Genomic DNA, 25168 nt, shown 5'->3' on the forward strand with positions numbered 1-25168 from the left:
ACCCCGGATGCCTGATAATGGCGCCATTCCGAACTATCCGGCCCCCGCAATGAAGAACATCAAGAACAGCACCGCCAGGAAGTACTACAAGCACTGGGCCGAATCGGGCCTGGGCAAGGGCAACGTGCTGATGGAAGCCCGCGGCGAGAAGATCGTGCGGCAAGTTGAAATCTACGGCACCAAGCTGGTCTGGGCCGACGAGCACGGCCAGAGTGACGACCGCTTCGTGCTGGCCGATCAGCCCGTCTCGTTCCTGGATTTCGACGAAGACGACGAAATCAGCGCCCGCGAATTCGAAAGCGCCTGGAAGAAGGCGCGCGAAGCCACCGGCTACCCGGTCTAACCCCGCTCCATTCGCCCTTGTAGAGTCGAGCTTGCTCGACTGCCGCTGCCAGGAGTAGTCGAGCATGGCTCGACTCTACAAATGCGGTGGAGCAGTCGAGCATGGCTCGACTCTACAAAGCGCGCGGGTGAGATGTTATAGAATTACATTTTGCCCACCCCTTCCATCCCCATGAAGACCCCCACCCTGGTTGCCGCCCTCGCGGCCGCCCCGTTCGTCCCCGATGCCTTCGCGCAATCGGTCGACGCCGCGCTCACCCTGGGCAAGGTCGACGTGCACCAGCACAGCGAAGGCCAGCTCAGCGCCCACCAGGTGCTGACCTCGGTGGACGTGCTGGGCGCAGACCAGATCGAAGACCGTAACGTCTCGCACAGCTGGGAACTGCTGGGGCAGATGCCCGGCATCCAGCTCACCGAAACCCGGCAGGGCGCCGAATCGGGCAAGGTCAGCTTCCGCGCCTTCAACGGCGAGGGCTACCTCAACGCCATCAAGACCCTGATCGACGGCATTCCCAGCAACGTCAACAGCGGCAACCAGCGCTTCATCGACATGCTGTTCCCGCTGGAAATCAGCTACATCGAGGTGGTGCGCGGCACCAACGATCCGCGCTACGGGCTGCACAACATCGGCGGCAACGTGAACTTCGGCACGCGCCAGGGCGGTAACTACACCGACGCGCGCCTGGCCTACGGCAGCTACAACACCCGCGATGCGCAGCTGGCGATCGGCCGCGAAAGCAATGGCTTGGCGCAGAACTATTTCATCGGCCAGCAGGCCAGCGATGGTTACCGCGACCACGACACCTCGAAGAAGTACGCGCTGGGCGGCAAGTGGTTCTACGGTTCGCTGGAAGACGGTCTGCGCGTGGGCGTGACCGCGCGCGCCTACCACCACGAAGCCGACGAACCGGGTTTCATGACCGCCGATGAACTGCGCACGCACCGCCGTGGCAGCGACCTGCGCAACGCCAACGATGGCGATGACCGTGACATGCGGCAGATCGCCGCGCACCTGGATCTGGCGCTCAGCGATGCGCTCAGTTTCGGCACCCGTCTGTACTACAACCGCTACGAAGACGACCGCCGCGTGACGTTCAGCGATCTGCCCAGCGGCAACCTGCCGCGCCAGCGCCGCGTGTGGGATGAGCGCCAGGCCGGCCTGATCAGCACGCTCACCTGGCAGGCCGCGTCGGTCCTCACCGTCGAAGGTGGCCTGAACTACGAACAGCAGGACAACGGCTACATCCGCGAGCGCTACAGCTACGCCGAGCCCACCGACTTCAGCGTGGCGCCAGCGCGGGTGCAGAACAACGACCGGCACAGCTTCGACAACTGGGGCGCCTACGTACAGGCCATCTACCAGCCAAACGACGCGTGGAAGATCGTGCCGGCCTATCGCGTGGACCGCTTCAGCGGCCGCACCCGGCTGATGGATGGCAGCACCGGGCGCCTGCAGGATTACGGCACGATCGGCCAGCCCAAGCTGAGCGTGATCCACAGCCTGAGTGCCAACACGCACGTGTACGCCAACTGGGGCCGCACCTTCCAGGTGCTCACCGGGTCCACCGCGCCGGCCTATCTGACCCCCGGCCAGGCGCCGATGCAGCCGTCCACCAACACCGGCATGGAGCTGGGCCTGAAGTTCCAGCCCTTCCAGGGCGCGCAGGCGCGTCTGGCGGTGTGGCAGCAGGACGCGGAAAACGAGGTGTCCAACATGCCGGCCACCGGCACCACGGTCACCCTGGGCAAGACCCGCCGCCGCGGCGTGGACGCGCAGTTGAGCCTGCAGCTGGGCGATGACTGGACGGTGTGGGCCTCGCATGCCTACCAGGAAGCGAAGATCACCCGCGACGATCGCGATGCCAGTGTTTCCCTGCAGGGCCGCGAAGTGGCGGCCACGCCGCGCCATATCAGCAACCTCGGCGTGGATTTCCAGGCCAGCGACGCGCTGCGGCTGGGTCTGCAGGCACGCGCGCAGGGCGACTACTACCTGGAAGAGCGCAACGTGGCCGGCAAGTTCGGTGGCTTCGCCGTGCTCGACGTCAGCGCGGCCTACCAGATCAACCCACGCTGGAGCGTCGACCTGCAGCTGAAGAACGTCACCGGCCGCGAATATGCCTACGCCTGGTACGACAGCTTCTTCTGGGACAGCGCCCGCCCGATGTTCTCGCCCGCGCCCGGCCGCAGCGTCTTCGTCGGCCTGAACATGAAGCTGTAACCGGCCACGCACCCGGTAGTGGTCGAGCTTGCTCGACCTGCAGGGGTCAGAGCCCTTTCCTGACGGAAAGGGATCCGACCCCGAACCCGCCGCGCATGGGGTCAGATCCCTTTTCGCAGAAAAGGGCTCTGACCCCCACACCTCGTTTTGCACTACATTGGTGCAATGTCCGACCCCGCACCTCCGCCGTCCCTCGATGCCCTCGGCACGCCGCTGGCCTGGGCCGGGGCCGATGGCCGCATCATCGGCTGCAACCCGGCCTTCGCGCGCTGGCTGGGCGTCAGCGTCCGCCGCCTGCTGGGCCAGCCGCTGGCCGCACTGGAAGTGCAGGGCGAGGCACTGGCCCATTTCCTGGCCCGCGACGAGCGCGACAGCCTGCGCCTGAACCGGCTGGCGCTGGCGGTGCCAGGGGAGGGCGCGCGCTTCGCCGAAGGCTGGATGAGCCGCCGCGATGACGGCGGCTGGCTGCTGGAAGCGCACCCGGTGGATGAATTCCCCGGCCTGGACCCGACCCAGGCCCTGCCCAGCGCGCTCAGCGCCGCCTTGAAGGGCCTGGCCCACGAACTGCGCAACCCGCTGGCCGGGCTGAAGGGCGCCGCGCAGCTGCTGGCCCGCCGCGCCGCCCAGCGCGATGCCAGCGAACGCGAGTTGATCGAGCTGATCGGCTCGGAAATCGAACGCCTCAACGGCCTGCTCGACCAGCTGCTGTCACCGGCGCCGGCCGCGCCGCACGCCCCGCTGAACATCCACGCTGCGCTGGAGCGCGTGCTGCGCCTTGCCGAAAGCGAGGCCGGCTGGGCGGTGCGCCTGCAGCGTGACTACGACCCCAGCATTCCCGAATTCGCCGGTGACGCCGACCGCCTCACCCAGGCCGTGTGGAACCTGGTGCGCAACGCCATCCAGGCCGGCGCCGGGGTCATTACCCTGCGCACGCGCGTTGAACATGGCGTGCGCATTGCCGAACAACTGCACACGCTGGCGCTGCGCCTGGAAATTGCCGACGACGGCCGTGGCGTGCCCGAAGAACTGGCCGAGCACCTGTTCCTGCCGCTGGTCAGTGGCCGCGCCGAAGGCACCGGCCTGGGCCTGGCGCTGGCCCAGCAGGTCACGCGCGAGCATCGCGGCACGTTGACCTACCGCTCGCGCCCCGGCCATACCGTGTTCACCCTGCTGCTGCCGATCGGCAACGGCACCGCCCCGGCCGAGGAGGCCCCGCGCGATGTCTGAACTCTCTTCTTCCGCGCAGCGCATCTGGGTGGTCGACGATGATCGCGCCGTGCGCTTCGTGCTGTGCACCGCGCTGCGCGAAGCCGGCTACCAGGTAGACGATTTCGACAGCGCGGCAGCGGCGCTGAAAGCGTTGGCCGAGAACCCGCCACCGGCGCTGCTGTTCACCGATGTACGCATGCCCGGCGACGATGGCCTGGTGCTGCTGGACAAGTTGAAGGCGGCGCTGCCGCAGCTGCCGGTGGTGGTGATGTCGGCCTATACCGATGTAGCCAGCACCGCCGGTGCGTTCCGCGGCGGTGCCCACGAATTCCTGTCCAAGCCCTTCGATCTGGACGATGCGGTGGCGCTGGCCCAGCGCGTGCTGCCGGCGGTGGCGCCGGCCCTGGCCGCGCCGACCCCGGTCAGCGAAACGCCCAGCGACCAGCCGCCGCAACTGGTGGGTGACACCCCGCCCATGCGCGCGCTGTTCCGCGCCATCGGCCGCCTGGCGCAGGCACCGCTGGCGGTGCTGATCACCGGCGAAACCGGCACCGGCAAGGAACTGGTGGCCAACGCGCTGCATCGTGAATCGCCGCGTGCGCAGGGCCCGTTCGTGGCACTCAACACCGCCGCCATCCCGGCCGAGCTGCTGGAAAGCGAACTGTTCGGGCACGAGGCCGGTGCCTTCACCGGCGCGCAGCGCCGCCATATCGGCCGCTTCGAACAGGCCAACGGCGGCACCCTGTTCCTGGATGAAATCGGCGACATGCCGCTGCCGCTGCAGACCCGCCTGCTGCGTGTGCTGGCCCAGGGCGAGTTCTTCCGCGTAGGTGGCCGCGAGCTGATCCATGTGGATGTGCGCGTGGTCGCCGCCACCCACCAGGATCTGGAAGGGCTGGTCGCGCAGGGCAGGTTCCGCGCCGATCTGCTGCACCGGCTGGACGTGGTGCGCCTGCAGCTGCCGCCACTGCGCGAGCGCCGCGAAGACATCGCGCAGCTGGCCAGCACGTTCCTGGCCGCTGCCGCACACAAGCTGGACACGCCGCCGAAACGGCTGACCGCTGCCGCGCTGCAGGCACTGCGCGAGCACGATTGGCCGGGCAACGTGCGCGAACTGGAAAATGTCTGCTGGCGCATGGCCGCGCTGGCCGCCGCCGAGACCATCGGCGTGGCCGACGTGGACACCGCGCTGAACCGCGCGCGCCAGCGACGCGGCAGTGGCCACGCGGCGGGCGCCGATCCGGGCCAGTGGGAGACCCTGCTGTCCGAATGGGCGCGCCGGCAATTGCTGGAAGGTGCCGAGGGCCTGCATGCGCAGGTGCGTGACCGGGTGGACCACGCGCTGCTGGAAGCCGCCCTGCAGATCACCCACGGCCGCCGTGCCGAGGCCGCCGCACGCCTGGGGCTGGGCCGCAACACGCTCACCCGCAAGCTGGGTGCCGGCCGCCGTCGCGGCGGCCATTGAACGGAATCTGCACATCCTGCTCGCGCCCGCTTGCCGAACCGTTGATCTGTCATGGACGATGCCGTCCGTAGTGTTACCTGCAAGGAGTCTTCGATGCGTCTGTCACATGCCATCCTGCCGCTGTCCGCCGCCGTGCTGCTGTCTGCCTGTGGCAGCGCGCCGAAGAAGCCGCAGCCCACGCCGCCGCCGCCGAACGTGATCAGCACCGCGCAGCAGGCCGAAGCGAACCTGGCGCCGGCCTCGGCCAGCATCGTCAGCGGCCGCCTGGTGCTGAAGCCGGAAACCGGCGGCATCCATCTGACCGGGTTGATTGGCGGGTTGCAGCCGATGCAGCAGGCCGGCTTCCACATCCATGAGCGTGGCGACTGCAGTGCGGTCGATGCCAGTAGTGCCGGCAACCACTTCAACCCCGGCGGCAGCGCGCATGGTCGCGCTGGCAGCGGCAAGCACCACCTGGGCGACATCGACAACCTGCAGGCCGATGCACAGGGCCGCGCCAACGTCGATGTGCACCTGAAGGGCGTTACCCTAGGCGGAGGCGCCGCCACCGATATCGCCGGTCGTGCACTGGTCGTGCACGCCAACGCCGATGACTATCGCAGCCAGCCCGCCGGCAATGCCGGCGTCCGCATTGCCTGCGGCGTGATCCGGGTCACCCGCTGATCGCCCGCCGGCACCCTCACCAAGGAGATTCACATGCGTCTGATCCACACCTCGCTGTTCGCGGCCATCGCCGCCCTGGGCCTGGCGGCCTGCAGCCAGCCGGCCACGCCGGAAGCCGAAGCACCGGCCACCACCCCGGCCGAAGGTTCGGCAGCACCGGCCGATCCGGCCAGCGCCCCGGCAGCGGATGCAGCGGCCGCTGCCACCACCGATGCCACGGCCAGCGCCGAACTGGCGCCGACCCAGGGCAATGAAACCAAGGGCAGCGTCACCTTCAAGGTGGTCGATGGCAAGGTGCACGTGACCGGCCAGATCAGCGGCCTGAAGCCGGGCAGCGAGCACGGCTTCCACATCCATGAAAAGGGTGACTGCAGCGCGCCGGACGGCATGAGCGCCGGTGGCCACTTCAACCCGGGCAAGCAGGACCACGGCAGCGTGGTCGCCGATCCGCACCACGGCGGCGACATGCCCAACATCAAGGCCGACGACAAGGGCGTGGCCACCATCGATGGCCCGGTATCGAGCAACGTCAACATCGGCAAGGGTGATGACTTCGACATCATCGGCCGCGGCCTGATCGTCCACGCCGACGCCGATGACTACAAGACCCAGCCGACCGGCAACGCCGGTGCGCGCCTGGCCTGCGCGGTCATCCAGAAGGCCCCGTAAGAAAGCAGAAACGCCGGCGCAAGCCGGCGTTTTTCATGGGTCCGCCAGGCATGGCCAGGCGGAACGCCGCTTCTGTAGAGTCGAGCTTGCTCGACTGGCCTTTCGCGCAGACGCGCCCGCGCACGTTAGTGCCGGGCCATGCCCGGCGGCGCAACCTGTCCGGACATCAACGCGCCAGCAGCGCGCGCGCGTCCTGTCCGGCCTCTGTAGAGTCGAGCTTGCTCGACTGGCCTTTCGCGCAGACGCGCCCGCGCACGTTAGTGCCGGGCCACGCCCGGCGGCGCAACCTGTCCGGACATCAACGCGCCAGCAGTGCGCGCGCGTCCTGTCCGGCCTCTGTAGAGTCGAGCTTGCTCGACTGGCCTTTCGCGCAGATGCGCCCGCGCACGTTAGTGCCGGGCCATGCCCGGCGGAAGGTATCCCACGAATATCAACGCGCCAGCAGCGCGCGTGCGTCCTGACCGGCCTCGCAGTGCACGAACAGCACCGGCACGCCGTGCGCTTCCAGCACCGCAGCCATCTGCCGCTGGCGCATCAGGAACTGCTCGTAGATGCCCTGCAGGCGATCGCAGTCACCCTTGCCATGGTTGTAGTACGCGCACCAGCCGGCCGGGTCGAACAGCGCCATGCGGGCCTCGCCCTGCACGTAGCGCAGCAGCGGTTCCGGCGCCGCGTCCAGCCACTCTTCCTCGGCCGGGGCCAGGATGGCCGTCTCGATCAGCGGCCACAGTGCGGCCAGGCCCTGGTTGTCGTACTGCATCGACATCATCGCGGCCAGGTCGTTCACGGTGAAGTAGCGCGCGTGTTCCACGCGGGCGCCGAAGCCCTTCTGCGCCATCAACGCGGTATCGGCGTGGGCCATGCCGTTGGCCAGCAGTGTTTCTTCCAGCGCATCGGCCACCGCCGCAATGGTGGCCGCATCGCTGCCAGTCAGCAGGAACGGCACCACGCGCAGGCCACCGCCCACCAGGGTGGCGTCGGCCTGGAACGGCAGCGGCACATCACCCTGCGCATCGGCGCCGAAGGCCAGCAGGCGCGGGCCCTGGTTGCGGCCGGGCGCACGCATCTGCAGTTCTTCCAGGCGGCGATGGATCGGCCAGCCCGGGCGCAGTACTTCGGCCGGGTCGAAATGGGCGGCGGCGAACACCAGGTCCAGCTCGGCCACCTGCGGCACCAGCTTGGACAGATCGCGGCCGATACGTTCGGCCAGTTCGCCGGCCTGTTCGGCACTGAGGACCGCCTGGCCAGGAATTTCTCCGCCGGCCAGTTCCAGGGCCAGCACGCCAGGGGCGTTCATCGCGGGGTCGGGTTTGCTCATGGTTCCACGGTTGGCCCATCACAGGGCGGCAGCTACACTTGGCCCCATTATGCCTGCTCTGCCGTGCAGGCCATGTTGCAGACACCCTCATCCATGCCAGGTATCTCCATGCCCAACGCTCGTCCCGTCGCCATCCTCGGTGGCGTCCGCATTCCGTTCTGCCGCCAGAACACCGCGTATTCGGATGTCGGCAACCTCGGCATGTCGGTACGTACGCTGGGCGCGCTGGTCGAACGTTTCGGCCTGCATGGCCAGCAGCTGGGTGAAGTGGCCATGGGTGCGGTCATCAAGCACTCCAGCGACTGGAATCTGGGCCGCGAAGCCACTCTCTCCTCGGGCCTGTCGCCTTTGACCCCGGGGATCACCCTGCAGCGCGCCTGCGGCACCTCGCTGGACAGCATCATCACCGTGGCCAACAAGATCGCCCTGGGGCAGATCGAATCGGGCATCGGTGGCGGCTCCGACACCACCTCCGACGTGCCGATCGTCTACGGCAAGAAGCTGCGTGCGCGCCTGCTGGCGGCCAACCGTGCCAAGACCACCGGCGACAAGATCCGTGCCCTCACCTCGGGGTTCAAGCTCTCGGAACTGAAGCCCGAGTTCCCCGGCGTGGCCGAGCCGCGCACCGGCAAGAGCATGGGCGACCACTGCGAGGACATGGCCAAGGAATGGAACATCTCGCGCGATTCGCAGGACGAGTGGGCCGTTTCCTCGCACAAGAAGCTGGCCGCCGCCTATGAGCGCGGCTTCTTCAATGACCTCATCGCACCGTTCCGCGGCGTGGAGCGCGACAACATCCTGCGCGCCGATACCTCGCTGGAAAAGCTGGCCACGCTGAAGCCGGCCTTCGACAAGGTGTCCGGCCGTGGCACGCTCACCGCGGCCAATTCCACCCCGCTCACCGACGGCGCCGCAGCGGTGCTGCTGGCCAGCGAAGAGTGGGCACGCGCGCATGGCCATGAACCGCAGGCCTACCTGCGCGATGCGCACGTGTCGGCGGTGGATTTCGTGCACGGCGAAGGCCTGTTGATGGCGCCGACCGTGGCCGTGCCGGAAATGCTGAAGCGCAATGGCCTGACCCTGCAGGATTTCGACATCTACGAAATCCATGAAGCCTTCGCCGCGCAGGTGCTGTGCACCCTGCGTGCGTGGGAGAGCGAGGATTACTGCCGCAACCGCCTGGGCCTGGACGCGCCGATGGGCCGCATCGACCCGGACAAGATCAACCTGCTGGGCTCGTCGCTGGCCACTGGACACCCGTTCGCCGCCACCGGCGCCCGCGTCATCGCCACGGCGGCCAAGCAGCTGGCCGAACGTGGCGGCGGCCGTGCACTGGTGTCGATCTGCACCGCCGGCGGCATGGGCGTGGTGGCGATCGTCGAACGCTGAGTGCATCCAACGTTGGAACTGAAAACGCCGCCCCTTGGGCGGCGTTTTCGTTGTTGAGCCGGTGGGTGCCGACCGTTGGTCGGCACACGATCAGCGGTCTTTGGCGTCATACACCGGCGGCTGCACCGCCGTCGGCTGTTCTTCCACCGTCGCCCGCAGCGGTGCCTCGGTGGTACCGGCACGCACCAGCGCCACGCTGTCCTCGCCACGCTGCAGGCGCAGCGCGTTGGCCAGGCACTGCGTGGCCAGCGCATGCTCACCGCGCTGGGCGAAGGCTTCACCCAGCGCTTCCCATGCCGGCGCACCCGCACCGGCGGCAATCGCTTCGTGCAGGAAGGCATCGGCCGCAGTCCAGTCCTGCTGCGCCAGCGCCACCCGGCCCTGGGCCAGGCGCAGCGCCGCCGAATCATCATGTACGTTGCGCCAACGCTGCAGGTTGGCCTGGCGGGTGGCCAGGCGGTCCACCGGCAGGCGGCCATACAGCGCCACCAGTTCGTCGTCCCAGCGCTGGTCCAGCGCCTGTTCCAGCGCCAGCAGGGCCGGCTCGTCCCACTCCAGCGCCACCGCGCGGGTGGCATAGGCGCCCACCACGTCGGGGGTCGGCCGCAGTGCCTTCGGCGTGGTTTCCCATTGCGCAGCCAGCGCGTTTACATCGGCCGCTTCCAGCAGCGCCTGTGCGGCCAGACGGGCTTCCAGTTCGCTGGCGGCTTCGGCCGGCAACACCTTGCTCTGGCGCAGCGCGCCCAGCTGGCCGTAGGCCTCATGGGCACGACCGGCACGGGCCAGCGCTTCGGTACGCAGCCACAGGCCGCGCGGCGGCAGCGGCTGGATCGCCGCCACGTCCAGCGCATTGATCGCGTCCACCGGCAGGTCACGGGCCAGCAGCTGTTCGGCGCGCAGCAGCGCCTGCAGCGTGGCATCGCGCTCGCCCAGCCGCTGCAGCAATGCTTCGCCGCCAGTGCCATCGGCGCGTGCCTGCGCGCTGCGCACGGCATTGGCCAGTGCGATCGCGGTCACTTCCGAATCCTGTGCGGCGCCATCCAGCAGCTTTTCCGCGCGCTGCCACTGGCCATGTTCATAAGCCTGCAGGCCATCGATCAGACGCACCCGGCCCTGCTTGCGGCGGTAGCGGCCCCACGCACGGAACGGCGCGGCGATCAGGCTCCACAGCAGCCACAGCACCAGCACGGTGATCACTGCCAGCAGCGCCACCTTGGGCAGATTGCTGTGGTAGTCGTAGCCACCGTGGCGCAGGATCACCTCGCCATAGCGGTTCAGGTCTTCGGCGCCCAGCCATTGCGCGGCAACGATGCCAATGGCCACGGCCAGCAACAGCACGACCAGGGATTGCACGGGCTTCATACGGTCTTACCTCCGGTCGGTCTGGGTGCGCAGCTGCCGCAGCGTGCTGCCAAGGACGGTGCCATCGGCCTGCAGCGGCAGTTGGCGCAGGGCCTGCAGTTCAGCACGTTGCGCGCGCAGGGCTGGTGAATCCGGCCAGCGGCGCTGGGCCCACTGGTCCACACGGGCCAGCGCCGCGTCACGGCCGCGGCCATCGCCGCGCTCAATGGCGGCACGGGCCAGGGTCAGTTCCAGTTCCACCGCCTGTTCAGCGCTGGCGCGCTCGCTGGCGGTCAGCGGCCCCTGCAGGCGGCTGGGGCTGATATCCACGAACGCCGCAATGGCGGCCTGCCACCAGGGCCGCGTGGCCGGCGCCACGGGCGCGGCGGGTTGCACCTGCGAGGGCAGGCGCTGCAACGCCTGCGAGACGGCATCCAAGCGCTGCAGCGCCAGCACGCGCGGGCCGGCGCCCAGTGCGTCCAGCGCGTCGCGTTCCTGCACCAGCGCCTGGCGCAGGTTCAGGCCGTCGCTGTCGGGCAGTTCGGCCAGCGCGGTGGCCGCCAGCCCATACAGGCGGCGGGCGCCGTCCACATCGTCGGCGAAGGCCAGGCGTTGCGCGGCCTGGGTCAGCAGCAGCTCGGCCTCGTCCCGTTGCACTGCCTGGCGGCCCTGGTTCGCGCTCTCGGTCAGCTTGGCCAGGTTTTCTTCCAGCAGCGCGCTGCGCTGGGAAAGGCCCAGCATCTCGTCGCGCAACACGCGGTTGGTGGCTGCTGCGTCCTGCAGGCGCTGGCTGCTGGCGCGCTGGTCGCGGCGCAGGGCCTCCACCGCGGCTTGCAGCCCCTGCAGCTGCACGGCGGCGGTCTGCGCCTGCGCCTGCTGTTCGCGCTGCTGCTGCTGCCAGTAGTACCAACCGCCATAGCCGGCTGCCGCCAGGCCGACCACCACGGCGGTGGCCAGCAGCCAGCGGGCAGGGGAGCGGGGGGCGGCAGAGGGGGGCGTGTCGTTCATCAGGCTTCCTTGTCGGCGGCGCGCCCGGGTGGGCCCGGCCGGCGGCGTTGCACACAGCATCACCGCTGGCGATCAGCGCAGCAAGCGTGCGCCGGGCGCCTGTTCAGTTCGCTGCCGGGGCGGTGAGTGCGGCGTGTGCGGTGGCGACCATCTGCGCGGCCGTGGGGCCGTCGCTGCGCAGCACCCGGGCCAGGCCCAGCGCCTGCGCCTGCACGGCCAGTCGTTCGCTGGCGGCCAGCACGATGGCCTGCTGGCGCAGCCGCTGCTGCCACGGCGGTGACAGCTGCTGCCAGAGCCGCTGCAACGCTTCGCTGCTGCTGACGGCGAGCAGCCACGGGGTCGCCGAGTGGGCCAGACGCGACAATGCACGACGCGACACACGCAGCGGCACTCGTTCGTACACGTCGCAACGCAGGATCTGCGCGCCGGCCTGCTGCAGCTGCGCGGCAATCAGGCCGCGGCCGCCGGGGGCGGTCACCAGGCCGATCTGCAGCCCCTGCACGTTGTCCAGCGCGGGCAGGCCCAGCAGGCCTTCGCTGTCCATCCGCTGCGGCGCCTGCACGTCGGACACTCCCTGTGCGAGCAGTGCACGTGCGGTGCCTTCACCGACCGTCAGCCAAGGGCCGCGTTGTGCGGCCGGCAGCGACACCAGCGCCGCCGCAGCGGCCACCGCGGCCGGGCTGGTGAACACCACCCGCGGGCAGGCCAGTGCCTGGTTCAGCCGTTGTTCCACCGCCGCGCCCTGCAACCGCCGCAGCCGCCAGGGCGACAAGGCCAGCGTGGTCCCGCCGTACGGGGCCGCCGCACGGCGCAGCACGGCGTGCTGGCCCTGCGGTCGCAGCGAAATCAGGGTCCAGCCAGTGGGTATCGTATGGTCGGGCATTGCGGTCATTATGCGGGCCCTTCGTTGTCGTGGTTGCTGCTCCGATGTCCGTTGATGCCCTGACTTCCTCGCTGGCCGCCCTGCAGGACGTGCTCGACTGCATGCCGGCCGTGCGCGCCATGCAGATCCGTCTGGACGGCTACGCCGACGGCGTGCTGCGCATCACCGCGCCGCTGGCCGCCAACGTCAACGACAAGGGCAACGCCTTCGGTGGCAGCCTGGCCTCGGTGCTCACCCTGTCCGGCTGGGCCCTGGTCAGCCTGCGCCTGCGCCTGGCCGGGCATGACGCCGAGGTCTACGTGGCCGACAGCAACCTGCGTTACCTGGCGCCGGTCTACGAGGACCTGCACGCCCACGCCGCCGCCGCCGAAAACAGCGCCTGGGACACCTTCCTGGCCACCTTCCGCCAGCGTGGCAAGGCGCGCATCAGCATCGTCGCCACCCAGCCCGGCGCCAACGGTCGGCCGGCGGCTGAATTCAGCGGTCGCTTTGTTGCCTTCGCCAAAGGGTAGGATGTCAGGCTGACGTCCTGGGGAACCCACCGATGCGCCGCCTGATCCAGATCCTGTTGTGTTCGTTGCTGCTGGTCAGCGCCGTTGCCGGCGCCGCCGCCGACGACCTGACCCGCAAGCAGCGCAAGCTGCTGGAAGAAACCCAGATCGCCTACGGGGCCACCATCCGCTGGGGCACGATGGACGACGCCATCGCCTATCTGGACCCGGAGCTGCGCAAGGAAAAGCCGCCCACCCAGTTCGAGCTGAACCGCTACGCCCAGCTGCGGGTGTCGTCCTACCGCGAGCGCAGCACGGCGTCGTTGGACGGGGGCCAGGTCGAGCGCCGGGTGGAAATCGGGGTGATCAACCAGAACACCCAGGCCGAGCGCACCGTGGTGGTGACCGAGCGCTGGCGCTGGGACCCGGAAGCCAAGCGCTGGTGGCAGGCCGCCGGCCTGCCGGACCTCTGGCAGGGGCAGTGACGGCCAGCCTGCGGCTTGTGCGACAATCGGCCCCCGCTTATAGACCCGTGATCTGAGTGAATTACGAAGAGCTGCTGGCCTTTGCCGGCCGAAACCCGATGCTGTCCGCAGCCCTGGTGGGCCTGACCGTGGCCATCATCGTCACCGAGGTCCGCCGCCTGTTCCGGGGCTTCAAGGGCATCAAGCCGGCCGAGCTGACCCAGCTGATGAATGCCGGTGGCACCGTGGTGGTCGACCTGTCGGCCAGTGGCGACTTCGAAAAGGGCCACATCGCCGGCAGCCGCCAGGCGCAGGCCAGTGCGTTCGGTCCGGAGCACAAGCTGGTGGCCAACGCCAAGCAGAGCCCGGTGGTGCTGGTGTGCCGCAGCGGCAACGCCTCGGAAACCGCCGCCAAGGCGCTGAAGAAGGCCGGTTTTGAAAAGGTGTTCGTGCTCGACGGCGGCATTCCCGCCTGGCAGCAGGCCGAACTGCCGCTGGTCAAGGGTCGCAACTGATCGACCGAGGTGGCGGCATTGGCCTTGTGTGGGCCACCTGCCGCCCCCATCGCTGTAGTTCGACCTACGTTTTCATTGCATTCATCTGGAGTTACAGGAAATGTCCGAAGAGATCACCAACGGCGCCGCTGCGCCGGTCGATGCCGCTACCGGCCCCGCTTTCACCGTCGAGAAGATCTACGTCAAGGACGTTTCCTTCGAGTCGCCGAACGCGCCGACCATCTTCAATGACCAGGTGCAGCCGGAGCTGCAGCTGAACCTGAACCAGCAGGTGCAGCGCCTGGGCGAAAACGCCTTCGAAGTCGTGCTGGCCGTGACCCTGACCTGCCAGGCCGGTGAGCGCACCGCCTACGTGGCCGAAGTGAAGCAGGCCGGCGTGTTCGGCCTGGTCGGCCTGGACCCGCAGTCGATCGACGTGCTGCTCGGCACCCAGTGCCCGAACATCCTGTTCCCGTACGTGCGCCAGCTGGTCAGCGACCTGATCCAGGCCGGCGGCTTCCCGCCGTTCTTCCTGCAGCCGATCAACTTCGAAGGCCTGTACGCCGAAACCCTGCGCCAGCGCCAGGAACAGGGCGACGCGCCGTCGCTGGCTGATTCCGAGCCGGCCGGCAACGCCTGAGCTTGGCTACGACGTCACGGATGAGCGATACCGCTGACAAAGTCGCCGTGCTTGGCGCCGGTTCCTGGGGAACCGCGCTGGCCACGCTGCTCGCCCGGCACGGTCACCCGACCGTGCTGTGGGGGCGCGATGCCGCCGTGGTCGAAGCCATCGACCAGCGCCATGAAAACCCCCGCTACCTGCCGGGCATCCCGCTGCCGGACAGCCTGCGCGCGACCACCGACATGGCGGCCGCCCTGCAGGATGCCGCCTGGATCCTGGTGGTGACCCCGTCGCACGCGTTCAATGAAACCGTGCGCGCGCTGGCGCCGCTGCGACCGGCCGGTGCCGGCGTGGCCTGGGCCACCAAGGGCTTCGAACCGGGTTCGGGCCGCTTCCTGCACGAAGTAGCGCGCGAGATCCTGGGTGACGACGTGCCGCTGGCCGTGGTCACCGGGCCGTCGTTCGCCAAGGAAGTGACCCAGGGCCTGCCGACGGCGATCACCGTGCACGGCGACGTGCCCGAGTTCGCGCAGACGGTGGCCGAAGCCATGCATGGCCCGGCGTTCCGCGCCTACACCGGCGATGACATGGTGGGTGCCGAACTGGGTGGCGCCATGAAGAACGTGCTGGCCGTGGCCACTGGCGTGGCCGATGGCATGCAGCTGGGCCTGAATGCCCGTGCCGGCCTGATCACCCGTGGCCTGAATGAAATGCTGCGGCTGGCCGCGGCCATCGGTGCCAAGCCGGAAACCCTGATGGGTCTGGCCGGGCTGGGCGATCTGGTACTGACCTGCACCGGCGATCTGTCGCGCAACCGCCGCCTGGGCCTGGCCCTGGGCCGTGGTCAGACGCTGCAGGACGCCGTGCGCGAAATCGGCCAGGTAGTCGAATCGGTGCAGACCGCCGACGAAGTGATGCGACAGGCGCGCCGCCATGGCATCGACCTGCCCATTTCCGACCGCGTGCGTGCCGTGCTGCACGGCGAGCAGACGCCGGAAGAAGGCCTGCGCGCCTTGCTGGCGCGGGAACAGAAACCGGAATACCCGGATACCCTGTTCAAATGATCTGAAGAACCCCGGCCCAGCGCCGGGGTTTTTTTGGGGTCGCGCGCGGCCATCCACGCATGGCGTGGATCTACAACGTGCGGGAACCCGCTCCTGGTAGGTACCAAGCTTGCTTGGCACAGCGCATCATCGCGCGCGGCCCATCCACGCATGGCGTGGATCTACAACGTGCGGGAGCCCGCTCTTGGTAGGTGCCAAGCTTGCTTGGCACAGCGCACCGCGCGCGCGGCCCATCCACGCATGGCGTGGATCTACAACGTGCGGGAACCCGCTTCTGGTAGGTGCCAAGCTTGCTTGGCACAGCGCATCAGCGCGCGCGGCCCATCCACGCATGGCGTGGATCTACAACGTGCGGGAACCCGCTTCTGGTAGGTGCCGAGCTTGCTTGGCACAGCGCATCGGCGCGCGCGGCCCATCCATGCATGGCGTGGATTTACAATCGCGGCCCCACATCACGACAAGGACAGGGAATGAAGTCCAGACATCTCGGCATCACATGGATGATCGCGCTGCTGGCCGCGTGTTCGCAGGCGCCCGCGCCGGCACCGCAGGCAGACACGGCACCTGCACCCACGGCGATGGCATCCGAACCCGAGCCCGAACCGTCCATCGAAGACGGCGTGGACCCGTCGGTGTGGGACAACGAAGGTGAGCCCGAAGGCGAAACCCCCAGCGGCGAACTGAGCTGCCAGGACAACCCGCTGGCCACCTACTTCTTCACCCTGGTGGGCGGCAATACGGTGGACGACTGTGGTCGCAAGCACGCCCGTTTGTTGGCCGCGTTCGACGCGCTGATGCAGGACACCGCCGATGCCGAATCCAGCGAGCCGGGCATCGCGCCGCTGCGCGAACGGCTGCTGAGTGGGCCCAGCGCACCGGGACAGCCGGTGCAGCTGCAGGACGGCGCCTGGTGGTTCTACACCGCCTGCCAGGCCCACCAGTGCCCCGGCACCGCGCTGGCGGTGCTGTACTCGCCCGAGCAGGGGCGCATGGTGGGCCGGCTGGCCGCGCGCTGCAAAGTGCGCTGGCTGGGCGGGCCCAACGACGAACAGCGCCAGCGCATCGCCCACCTGCGGCCGCTGGACCCGGCAACCCTGGCCGGCGAGGACGAGGACTGCCGGTAAGCGGGTGGCCTGGGCTATGCGTCCGGGCGCAGGCGCGTGCTGATCTGCGCGGTCATCGCCAGGCAGGCCATCATCAGCCCTTCCACCACGCGGTCGCCGGGGTGATCGCTGGGCGGGCCGTTCTGGCGGATACGCTCGGCGGCCAGCAGCATTTCCAGGCCCACACGCAGGCCGGACAGCGCGCATTCGGCGTCGGCCAGTGCCTGCTGTCGGCCGGGCATCAGCTGGCGTTCGGGCCAGGGCTGGCCGTCGGCGGCCGCGCCCTGGCCGATGCGGCGCAGCGCAGCAACGAAGGCGCTGGGCAGTTCAGCGGTGTCGGCCGTGGCCGGTTGCTCGCCGCTGGCGGCGGCGCGGTGCGGGTGCAGGCGGGGGAATTCCGGGGTGGTCATGGCTGGGGCTCCGTGCGGGACGAACGGTAGCCGCCACACAAAGGTGGCGGGCGGAGACGTGGCTCGAAAACCGGGGCTTCTGCTATACCGGCAGGCACAAGGCCTCCACGCTCCGCCCGCCATGACCGGCAGACGGATTGCCAGCCGGCGCCACGTTAGGCGACGCCGGCTGGCAAGCGTAATCAAGCAGAAGCACGGGTTTTCGAGGCCCGGCCACCGGTGCGCTGGTGGCCCACCCTGTCTACCCGCGCAGCCGCGCTGTGCCCATCAGACAAGTTGCAATCGCACCGCCGTGCGACGCACCCCGCTAGTGTTCCACGCCTCGCAGATCCCTGCGGCAGGGAGTGACGCAGGCGAACGCCGCCCCGGCGCGAGATGCGACAACGGTCTTGATCGCGCCCCGGTGCTGCGCACCATCCAGTGCCAGTTGCGACAGCCCTGCAGTGCTACGCTGGGCTCCAACCGCCGCACCGTTTCTCCACGTTGTTCCGATAGGGGCCGACCCATGACGGATGCCACAACGCCTGCCGACCTGTTCGCCGCATTGCGCGGCCTGCTGCGCGATGCCGCCGGTTCACTGCAGGTGGTGCACGACAGCCCCGAGCACTTCTACGTCAACTGCCCGCACCCCGATGCCAAGGGCAAGCCGCAGTTCTTCGGCGCGGTGAAAGTGTCCGGGCGCAAGCACGCCTTCCACTTCATGCCGGTCTATGAATTTCCCGAGCTGCTGGCCGACATCAGCCCGGCGTTGAAGAAGCGCATGCAGGGCAAATCCTGCTTCAACTTCGACACGTGGGATCCCACGCTGATGGACGAACTGGCGCAGCTGGTCGCGCAGGGGACAGCCCGCTACCGCGCGCTGGGCCGGCTCTAAGCCGCGCAGCTCGAACGGCAGGGCCGCGCTCAGCGTTCGTGCACGTAGCGGTTCTCGACAATCTCGGTCACCTCGTCATCCTCGTCCAGGCGGAACTCGAGATACCCGTCGTGTTCGCTGAAGATGGCCACACCCTTCGTTTCATCGATCACGCAGAATGACAGCGGCACGGCCACGAAGAAGCCGCTGCGGCTTCGCAGTTCCACACGGCGCGCATGGCTGAAATCGCGCGCACCCAGACCTCTCTCGCGCAGCTCCTGCACTGAACGCCCAAGCTTCATCGACAGTTCCTCTGCCCAGTCGCGCACGACGTCCATGGGGCTGCGTAGGGGCTTGATCTGCATGATGCTGCGGTTCCGTCTGCGTGGGTGCCGAGCTTAACCTGCCGGGCCTGCCTGCTAGACTGCCCGACCCTGCCTCATGGACGAACGCATGGCCGCACAGCGCCTGAAACTGCTGCCGAAGAACGACATCGCCGCACTGCGCGCGCGCTGGACGCCTGAGCAGGTGCCGCAGCTGGCCAACCCGCGCCGCAAGGCCGACTGGCGCGACAAGACGATCACCAACCGGCACTGGCAGCCTTCGCCGTTCGGGCTGACCGCGGAAGGGCGGCTGGATTACCGTGGGTTTCCGTTTGCGGTGCCGCAGTACCAGAATCTGCAATCGGTGGATCTCTCGTATGTTTCCCCGTGGCACGGGACCACGTTCCTGGTCCATGCCGTGATGGAAGACTGTGATTTCACCGGCGCAAAAATGGGTACTCTCGACGAATCCTTCCTGCGTTGCCGTTTCGACCTGACGACCTTCGACAACAACGGATTGAGCGGCGTGTTCAACGCCTGCAGCTTCATGCAGGCCAAGCTGCTTCGATGCCATTCCAACGCCCACTTCATCGACTGTGATTTCCGCGATGCCAGCTTTGCCGATGCGGACTTCTCGCGCGCGCGTTTCGTTCGCTGCAACTTCGAGGGCGCCCGCTTCAAGCGCGCCGACCTGCACAAGGCGATCTTCGTCGGCTGCCGACCCAGTGACACACAGCTGGCCGCCTGCTTTGCCAACCATGACATCCGCTTCGAGAGCGACGAGGGTGAGGTGATCGAGGTGACGACGCCTGCGCCAGCGGAGGACCCGTTGCTGGCATGGGCCGAGCGCTATATGAAACCGCCGGCAGGCGAGGGCTGAGGCCAGCGATGCGCTGGGTCAAGGCGTTCCGGGCCGAGTGGCCACACCGAATGCATAGGCGTCCAATGGAACCTCTTCACCCGGCGAATAGAACAGCGTAGCGCCGCCCTCCTTGAAGGCCTGCAGCAGATCCAATGCCAAGGCAGAGGCGACGCACAGCGCCTGCAGCGAGCTCCCGCCGTGTGCATCTCTCAGCCTGGGGTAAAGCGGCCTGACCGCGACCCGAACGCCCAGCAGTCCGGGTCGTCCTCCAGCGCGTACGGCGTACCGATTTCGACATGGACCTGGAACGCCGCTTCACCGGGGCGTTGCGCCCAGAACACGTCGTGTGCGATGACTGCGTTGGGGTTTGCCATGGGTCATCCACCCTGCGGTGACGTGTGGTTCTGCTGCCTGAGGTGGCGGGCACAGTGAGACTGAGAACTCGCATATTCCCACCCTAGACACGGTATCGTTGGTCGATACCCCATGCTCAGGATACGTATGGCTGGTTTCGATCAACAGGATATGGTCAGTCTGCAGCATGAGGTGCAGCGGCTTCTCGGTCGATGCCTGTTGCGTCTGCAGGAGTACGAGCGCCTGCTCAAGCGCATGGTCGCAGCTCAACAGGTTTCTGGCACGCCGGAAACTCTCAGGAACGCAGTGGAGGCCCGCTATGACGAGTCCAGCGGCAAGACGCTCGGTGCACTCGTCAATGGTTTGATGGGGGGATACATAAGAGCCGAGGGCAAGGTGTCGCCCGATGAGGCGCCGGGCCCACATGACGGTCTGGTGTATTTCCGATTGCAGGTGCATCTCGATCTCCCTGACGAGAGCTACCAAGCGCTCGATGTTGAGCTGAAGGCATTTGTGAAGCTGCGTAATCATCTCGTGCACCACTTCATTGAGCAGCATGACATTGGGACCGTGGATGGATGCCTGCGTGCACGGGATGCGCTTCGCAATGCCAGCGAAGAGATCGAAGACCACCTGAAGAAGATGCTGACCTTCGCCGGTCATCAGAACCAGACAAGAAGGATGGCTGCCGAGGCATTTCGATCCCCGGAGTTCATGGAACTGATCATCAACGGCATCGCGCCCGATGGCCAGATCCACTGGCCCATCGCGGGTATTGTCGCAGCGTTGAAGCAAGCTGCCCGGGAACTATCCACGGGTGGTTGGGCAAGCGTGGACGAGGCTGCGCGATGGGTCGCTACACATCACCCGGAACAGACACCCGGCAAGTATGGGTGCTCCCGCTGGCGGCACGTCATCCACGAATCCGGGCAGTTTGAGCAGCGTCGGTTCACCCGTAACGGTCAGAGCGGGATGTGGTTCCGCGAGCGACCCACCCAAGATTCGACAGGCCGGCAACGCAATGGGCAGCACTCTGGTATTGGTTGAGCGCACGGGCCAGCGCCGTGGCCTCAGAGGCTGAGGCCAGCGTCGCCTAGCGCCGTGAACCTGCCGCGCGCACCGACGCCCTGGCAATGATCACCACATAGCTAGCCAGCATGCCGGCAGCCAGGCCCATCACTTCCATTTCCCAGTTGTCACGGTACGGGGAAGGCCCGGCGATGGCCCAGCCCAGCAGCAATGCCGCCATCAGCGCCATCATGCGGTGGGCTGAGGTGATCAGTGCATCTTCGCTGGCGTGGCCCAGATTCGGATCCCAGCGGCCGATCAGCCAGCCAAAGCCACGCCAGTAGTCGCGCGCCACCAGGTAGTGAAGGAACACCACCCCGGCCAGTGCGCTCAGCAGGAACTGCAACAGGGGATGCATGGGTCGTCCTTGTACGCGCGTGGGGGGATCCGCCGTGTGGTCAAGCCGGGCAAGCAGGTCGGCCGCCAGCGCGAGACAGCGTTCCTATCTTAGCCAAAGCCCTGAAAGCATCAGGGCGCTGGCGAAGGACAGCAGACAGCGGGCGACGATCATCACGCCGGGCTGCGCACTGCTTACCGCAGGCGCCACCTTCTTCCAGTTGTCGGCGTTGTGGGTTTCATGGAAGCGCTTGATGGAAGTACCGATGACGTTGATCAGCGCGATCAACATCGCCATTCCCCACAGGCACAGCAGGGACATCGAGACCGCTATCGCGTACTGCTTGGCCGTGGCGACTGTGAACAACGCGAGCGATTCGGCCATCCACTTGAGCAGCATGCTGATGCCCACGGTGCCTGCAAAGACCAGCAGCAACAACACACCGACTTTGCGCCATTGCGACTTCGCGTCTGATTTCTGCCCGGTCCAGACAAGCACCAGCGCAAGCGCCTGGAAGAGGGCGTAGAGCATTGCGTGCATCACTTCGTCGTCGTGGCGTTGCGGGTGCGTCCTGCCGGTTGAAGGTAGAGTCTGGCCGGTCCAACTCCAAGTATGCAGTGCAGCTCCGAGTTCAGCGCTCTTCCTAGCGATCTCACCTGGTCGGATCAACTTAGCCTTCCGTGCTGCTGTGAAGATGATTGAGGACGGCATTGAGGAATCCGATCTAGTGAAGCGCGTTGCTAGACAGTTCCGCATCCCAATGGAGACCTCTGCGGCACTGGCTCGATCTGCCTCCACTGTATTGGGCGCTGATAGTCGTAGCAGTGATCAGGGCAGCCCCTAGGTTCCGATGCCCGTTTGGTCCGGAGCATCGGCACGACTGGCACGCTCATAGCCTTCGGTGTGCCGAAACAGCGCCAGCCCTACCGTGACTGGGGCCCGCTCATGTCCAAAAGAGACCAGTAGCCTTTGTGTCGTCGGCGATTCAAATCCGTTAAGCGGCATAGATGGTGTTATGTGCATCGCTGCCTGTATTCCCTTGCATGTGATGCGCACGCTCCTCCCGAGTGCTCTGCAACTCGTGCGGAGGGCTTCGACCAACTCGGATGCAGCGTTGGGGACTGCGATGTTAGTGGCGGCAAGTAGGCTGCCGAGCGATACGCGGACTTTTGCAGCAGCCTCGGTTGCTTCCACCGCTAGCGCCTCAAATGGATTGATCGGCGCGTTGAGTTCGATTGCGATCTCTTTCCGCACAGGGGGCGGCGGCTGCCCTGCACGAGTATGAAGATGAAGGTGCTCCCACAGAGCACGCACATCCGTCACTATCACGGCATCGCTGATCCGCGCCATGAATAGCGCAACTTCCAAATTTACGCAGCGAACCACGAAAAGCTGTGAGAGTGCCTTCGCGTCTTCCAGGATCTGGAGCAGCGCCAGCGGATCATTCTCGCCCTTGCGCCGCATCTGCGCCAAGGCTCCGAGGTAATGCTCCTCTACGTGATTTGGCGCGGCATCCTTAAACAATGAAAGTAGGGCACGGTCAGGTAGTTGCAGCATCGAGCGTTCGAGGTCGTCGCGAAGCATCCAGCTAAGCTCGTCGAGCTGTTGCGGGTCCAAGCGCCATTTGGTAGTGCGCTCCTCTGCCATTGTCCGCATGGCGTACTCGAACTCAGGGTTAAGGTCGCTTGGGTCCGGGAACACCAGTACTTTGCCGGTGAGGATCAACGGCTCAAGCATCAACCAGAACATGATGTTCTTGAGGAACTGTTGCTTGTGCTGCGCAGGCGAAGTGATCGGGCTGTACTCAGGTCGTAGATTACGAGAAGCGAGAACGGGATCCATTACTAGCACCTGATCAAACATTGGTGCTAGGCTTACTATGCTCTCGCCAGCGGTTCGGGGGTCAGATGGGCCCATGTAGATCGCCCGTGGGCCACCGCCGCCGGGGCGTAACAGCAGCGAAGCTAGGTCCGTCCCTTCTGGCCACAGACTGCGGGAAATGCGATGTAGCGTGGAGACTTGATCGTCGGAGATCGTACGCTGGAGGTTCTGCCATGACTCATCTTTCGTCAGCTCCAGTACACCCCCAATTGCCCGAAGAAAGGCGAGATTTCGTTCGCGCAAACTCAATACATCCCACGGCGGGCGCTCCCAAGGATTAACTCTTGCGCAGCATGCGCCAAACATGACTTCTGCGCCACACGGGCACCGGTCCGTGGGCGCCGGTGTAGCGGCGGGTGGTGCTTTTGCAACAAGCTCGTGATCTCGTGACGTGCGGCCGTAGGAGTCGCGATAGCCAAAACTGCCATCCTTGTAGCCGATGTAGATCTCGCCGCCGTAGCGCCACAGTTCCTGCTTCGGGGGAAGCAGCAGCCGAGCGAGGGTTGCCGTGTCCACCTGGGCGGAGTGTTCCGGGTACAGCCAGTCTCGCTCTCCTGCCGCAATGTACCGGTGTGCGCGTGCCTTGAGCCAGGTATTCACTGCGATTACCGCATCGGCATCGAAGCGTCGCCCCCTTATCAGGGCGTCGGTACGTAGCATCGTGTGTCCGAAGTAGCGGGCATTGATGCGCTTCGCCGTCAGCTCCGTGCTGTCTGGATCTTTGGCGTAAGGAACGTGCGTCAGGATTAGAAGATTGTTGGCGTCCAGCGCAAACAGTATCTGCGTCCCATTCCACGTGACCGGCGCTTCACGCGACAGGTTAAGCAACGATGCGTCGAGCGGAAGACCGGCATTGAAGGTCGTGACTGGATGGTCGGTGACCAAGAACTTCACTTCAGAGTCCTCAGCCGATACAACCTCATGCACGCACTCGGCCCAAAGGGTGCCGAACATTTGGCGAAGGTGCTGCATCTCCCGCATTAGCTCGATCTGGGACAGCGCCGGGTATCGGCTGCGGATCCACTCCAAGCCCTTTGGTGTACGCAACTTCTGCGCTCCTAGGTATGCCAGCATCGGCTGGTACTGGTCGTGGAGCTGCGCGGCGTCGCCGCCTATGAATGCTCGGACTGCCTTGGCGCCAGAGTCGTCGATACCCTGGAACAACACTGTTTCGATCTGGTCGTTGAGGTGCTCCCCAAAGCGTGTGATGTATAGGTCGTTCTGCCAGAAGCAGGCCTTGGGGGGGCGCTGTCGCGGTCTCGCCAGAATCGCTGTACCGTCGGGCCTGAGGCGCGGGGGAGCAATGTCGAGAAACCAGTTGTCGCCATCAGCAACGCTGAACCCGCGCTGGTACCATTCGGGAACGTAGTGATTCTCGCGGGACGGTTTTTGCGCCTTGCTAGGACTTGGGAAGCTCGTCATGGTGCTGGTTCGTCCTCGTGCTGGTCGTACACGACTCCAACGAAGTGGCGTCTAAACCATTGCGTCGCTTCAGCGTCTATCTCTCCATCTATGTACACATCAGCACGGCACACGCGACTGGCAGGAATGTTGAGCACCAAATGCACTCCCACTGAATAAGCGTAGGGTCCGCCTTGGTCGGTCAGCCCACGCAGCTTCCAGATGTCCTTGGCGAAGTCACGATTGATGTGGCGCTTGGCCTCAACGACCAACAAGTTATGGTCCTGTGCGCCGACACGATGGACGATAAGGTCCGGCACGATATGGGCATAATTAATGTTGCCGGCCGCGTCGGCATAGATCAGTTCCTTGACAGCTCGACCGCGGCGATCGTATTCGTTGCTGACTCGATACTCCGGAAATCGCTCCCGGAGACGCACATACAGCTCCGCCACGACTGCGCGTTCCCCTGGGGCTGCATACCTCAGGTGCTCGTCTTGGAGCAGATTGACGACCGCATCGGCTAGGTGCTGCAGGGCGTCAATTACGATTGGCGTCATGCCGTCGCACTCCCATTTAGGTGTACCGCAGTGATGCCACAGCGCAGAACCGATTCGGCCGCGATGAAGTACTAGATGCAGCCACCAAGAACACTTGCGGAAGAGTTGACCTCTGTGTTGCCACTTGATGTTCGTAGAGATCCAACGATCGTCCCTAGCACCTGAAGATCCCCACCATCGTTAAGAGCCTGCCCGCAGACCATCCCGCGGATGACGGCCTTTCCGCCCTCTTGAACAGTCAGGTTTCGAGCGCATATACCGTACAAGCGCAGGTCGCCACCAACTGCGACCACAATATCTCTCGTCACCTGCCCGTAGAGAGCGAGGCTGTCCCTGAGCGTCAGGTTACCTTCTGTCTGTCTTCTCTGGGTCTGCA

The 25168-nt window shown here is 66.4% G+C and carries 27 protein-coding genes; 16 read left to right on the forward strand and 11 right to left on the reverse strand.

Translation table 11 applies throughout. The features are described from left to right. The first annotated feature begins 49 nt into the window (after positions 1-49). The 6 genes from AC06FA_RS14985 to AC06FA_RS15010 all read left to right on the forward strand — a co-directional run bounded on the left by AC06FA_RS14985 (position 50) and on the right by AC06FA_RS15010 (position 6566). Positions 50-343: a hypothetical protein gene (locus tag AC06FA_RS14985; RefSeq protein ID WP_478069004.1), complete on the forward strand. Its 294-nt coding sequence runs from the start codon at positions 50-52 to the stop codon at positions 341-343. 171 nt (positions 344-514) lie between these two features. Then, positions 515-2560: a TonB-dependent receptor gene (locus AC06FA_RS14990; protein ID WP_478069005.1), complete on the forward strand. Its 2046-nt coding sequence runs from the start codon at positions 515-517 to the stop codon at positions 2558-2560. A 165-nt stretch (positions 2561-2725) separates the two neighbouring features. Continuing rightward, positions 2726-3787 carry a two-component system sensor histidine kinase NtrB gene (locus tag AC06FA_RS14995; protein ID WP_199934080.1) on the forward strand — a complete coding sequence of 354 codons (1062 nt, stop codon included), beginning with the start codon at positions 2726-2728 and terminating at the stop codon, positions 3785-3787. Continuing rightward, positions 3780-5234, forward strand: a complete 1455-nt coding sequence (gene ntrC / locus AC06FA_RS15000) for a nitrogen regulation protein NR(I) (protein WP_478069006.1) — start codon at positions 3780-3782, stop codon at positions 5232-5234. Before AC06FA_RS14995 ends, ntrC begins: the two co-directional genes overlap by 8 nt. A 93-nt stretch (positions 5235-5327) precedes the next feature. Next, positions 5328-5897: a superoxide dismutase family protein gene (locus AC06FA_RS15005; RefSeq protein WP_478069007.1), complete on the forward strand. Its 570-nt coding sequence runs from the start codon at positions 5328-5330 to the stop codon at positions 5895-5897. 33 nt (positions 5898-5930) lie between these two features. Beyond that, positions 5931-6566 (forward strand): superoxide dismutase family protein, encoded by a 636-nt coding sequence (locus AC06FA_RS15010; protein ID WP_478069008.1) that lies wholly within the window; start codon positions 5931-5933, stop codon positions 6564-6566. Between the two features lie 430 nt (positions 6567-6996). On the opposite strand, the gene AC06FA_RS15015 is transcribed toward AC06FA_RS15010, so the two are convergent. Continuing rightward, positions 6997-7884: a hypothetical protein gene (locus AC06FA_RS15015; RefSeq protein ID WP_478069009.1), complete on the reverse strand. Its 888-nt coding sequence runs from the start codon at positions 7882-7884 to the stop codon at positions 6997-6999. A 93-nt stretch (positions 7885-7977) separates the two neighbouring features. Here AC06FA_RS15015 and AC06FA_RS15020 point away from each other — a divergent pair, with 93 nt between their 5' ends. Beyond that, on the forward strand, positions 7978-9273 hold the full coding sequence (locus tag AC06FA_RS15020) for an acetyl-CoA C-acetyltransferase (RefSeq protein WP_312708897.1): 1296 nt from the start codon (positions 7978-7980) through the stop codon (positions 9271-9273). Positions 9274-9363: 90 nt separating this feature from the next. Here AC06FA_RS15020 and AC06FA_RS15025 read toward each other — a convergent pair whose 3' ends face one another. The 3 genes from AC06FA_RS15025 to AC06FA_RS15035 all read right to left on the reverse strand — a co-directional run bounded on the left by AC06FA_RS15025 (position 9364) and on the right by AC06FA_RS15035 (position 12514). Further along, entirely contained in the window at positions 9364-10635 is a 1272-nt protein-coding gene (locus tag AC06FA_RS15025) for a heme biosynthesis HemY N-terminal domain-containing protein (protein WP_478069010.1), read from the reverse strand. 6 nt (positions 10636-10641) lie between these two features. After that, positions 10642-11622, reverse strand: coding sequence for a uroporphyrinogen-III C-methyltransferase (locus AC06FA_RS15030; RefSeq protein WP_478069011.1), 981 nt, complete (start codon positions 11620-11622; stop codon positions 10642-10644). A 103-nt stretch (positions 11623-11725) separates the two neighbouring features. Beyond that, on the reverse strand, positions 11726-12514 hold the full coding sequence (locus AC06FA_RS15035; protein WP_478069012.1) for a uroporphyrinogen-III synthase: 789 nt from the start codon (positions 12512-12514) through the stop codon (positions 11726-11728). Between the two features lie 35 nt (positions 12515-12549). On the opposite strand from AC06FA_RS15035, the gene AC06FA_RS15040 reads away from it, so the two are divergent. From AC06FA_RS15040 to AC06FA_RS15065, 6 genes are all read left to right on the forward strand, one after another. Continuing rightward, positions 12550-13017, forward strand: coding sequence for a YiiD C-terminal domain-containing protein (locus AC06FA_RS15040; RefSeq protein ID WP_478069013.1), 468 nt, complete (start codon positions 12550-12552; stop codon positions 13015-13017). 32 nt (positions 13018-13049) lie between these two features. Further along, on the forward strand, positions 13050-13481 hold the full coding sequence (locus AC06FA_RS15045; RefSeq protein ID WP_478069014.1) for a hypothetical protein: 432 nt from the start codon (positions 13050-13052) through the stop codon (positions 13479-13481). A 56-nt stretch (positions 13482-13537) separates the two neighbouring features. After that, positions 13538-13975, forward strand: a complete 438-nt coding sequence (locus AC06FA_RS15050; protein ID WP_478069015.1) for a rhodanese-like domain-containing protein — start codon at positions 13538-13540, stop codon at positions 13973-13975. 100 nt (positions 13976-14075) lie between these two features. Next, complete coding sequence (gene secB, locus AC06FA_RS15055; RefSeq protein ID WP_004153553.1) at positions 14076-14594, forward strand: protein-export chaperone SecB; 519 nt, start codon at positions 14076-14078, stop codon at positions 14592-14594. 20 nt (positions 14595-14614) lie between these two features. After that, positions 14615-15640: an NAD(P)H-dependent glycerol-3-phosphate dehydrogenase gene (locus AC06FA_RS15060; protein ID WP_108748051.1), complete on the forward strand. Its 1026-nt coding sequence runs from the start codon at positions 14615-14617 to the stop codon at positions 15638-15640. A 470-nt stretch (positions 15641-16110) separates the two neighbouring features. Beyond that, positions 16111-16764 carry a hypothetical protein gene (locus AC06FA_RS15065; protein ID WP_478069016.1) on the forward strand — a complete coding sequence of 218 codons (654 nt, stop codon included), beginning with the start codon at positions 16111-16113 and terminating at the stop codon, positions 16762-16764. A gap of 14 nt (positions 16765-16778) precedes the next feature. Here the strand turns inward: AC06FA_RS15065 and AC06FA_RS15070 are convergent, their stop codons facing one another. Beyond that, positions 16779-17153 carry a hypothetical protein gene (locus tag AC06FA_RS15070; RefSeq protein WP_478069017.1) on the reverse strand — a complete coding sequence of 125 codons (375 nt, stop codon included), beginning with the start codon at positions 17151-17153 and terminating at the stop codon, positions 16779-16781. 505 nt (positions 17154-17658) lie between these two features. Between AC06FA_RS15070 and AC06FA_RS15075 the strand changes: the two genes are divergently transcribed. After that, on the forward strand, positions 17659-18027 hold the full coding sequence (locus tag AC06FA_RS15075) for a hypothetical protein (RefSeq protein WP_478069018.1): 369 nt from the start codon (positions 17659-17661) through the stop codon (positions 18025-18027). A 29-nt stretch (positions 18028-18056) separates the two neighbouring features. Here the strand turns inward: AC06FA_RS15075 and AC06FA_RS15080 are convergent, their stop codons facing one another. Further along, positions 18057-18371 carry a hypothetical protein gene (locus tag AC06FA_RS15080; RefSeq protein WP_478069019.1) on the reverse strand — a complete coding sequence of 105 codons (315 nt, stop codon included), beginning with the start codon at positions 18369-18371 and terminating at the stop codon, positions 18057-18059. Between the two features lie 88 nt (positions 18372-18459). On the opposite strand from AC06FA_RS15080, the gene AC06FA_RS15085 reads away from it, so the two are divergent. Further along, the gene (locus tag AC06FA_RS15085) at positions 18460-19209 is read left to right on the forward strand and encodes a pentapeptide repeat-containing protein (protein ID WP_478069020.1); all 750 of its coding nucleotides are present in this window, start codon (positions 18460-18462) and stop codon (positions 19207-19209) included. 191 nt (positions 19210-19400) lie between these two features. Here AC06FA_RS15085 and AC06FA_RS15090 read toward each other — a convergent pair whose 3' ends face one another. Further along, complete coding sequence (locus AC06FA_RS15090; protein WP_478069021.1) at positions 19401-19565, reverse strand: hypothetical protein; 165 nt, start codon at positions 19563-19565, stop codon at positions 19401-19403. Between the two features lie 127 nt (positions 19566-19692). Between AC06FA_RS15090 and AC06FA_RS15095 the strand changes: the two genes are divergently transcribed. Continuing rightward, a complete protein-coding gene (locus tag AC06FA_RS15095; protein WP_478069022.1) occupies positions 19693-20592 on the forward strand; it encodes an OST-HTH/LOTUS domain-containing protein in 900 nt (299 codons plus the stop codon). 46 nt (positions 20593-20638) lie between these two features. Here AC06FA_RS15095 and AC06FA_RS15100 read toward each other — a convergent pair whose 3' ends face one another. From AC06FA_RS15100 to AC06FA_RS15115, 4 genes are all read right to left on the reverse strand, one after another. Next, positions 20639-20971, reverse strand: a complete 333-nt coding sequence (locus AC06FA_RS15100) for a hypothetical protein (protein WP_478069023.1) — start codon at positions 20969-20971, stop codon at positions 20639-20641. Between the two features lie 84 nt (positions 20972-21055). Then, on the reverse strand, positions 21056-21481 hold the full coding sequence (locus tag AC06FA_RS15105) for a hypothetical protein (protein WP_478069024.1): 426 nt from the start codon (positions 21479-21481) through the stop codon (positions 21056-21058). Between the two features lie 309 nt (positions 21482-21790). Then, entirely contained in the window at positions 21791-24253 is a 2463-nt protein-coding gene (locus AC06FA_RS15110; RefSeq protein WP_478069025.1) for a hypothetical protein, read from the reverse strand. Next, on the reverse strand, positions 24250-24792 hold the full coding sequence (locus AC06FA_RS15115) for a hypothetical protein (protein WP_478069026.1): 543 nt from the start codon (positions 24790-24792) through the stop codon (positions 24250-24252). The genes AC06FA_RS15110 and AC06FA_RS15115 overlap by 4 nt, the downstream gene beginning before the upstream one ends. Positions 24793-25168: the final 376 nt, after the last annotated feature.

Source organism: Stenotrophomonas sp. Steno-C17 (assembly GCF_056393165.1).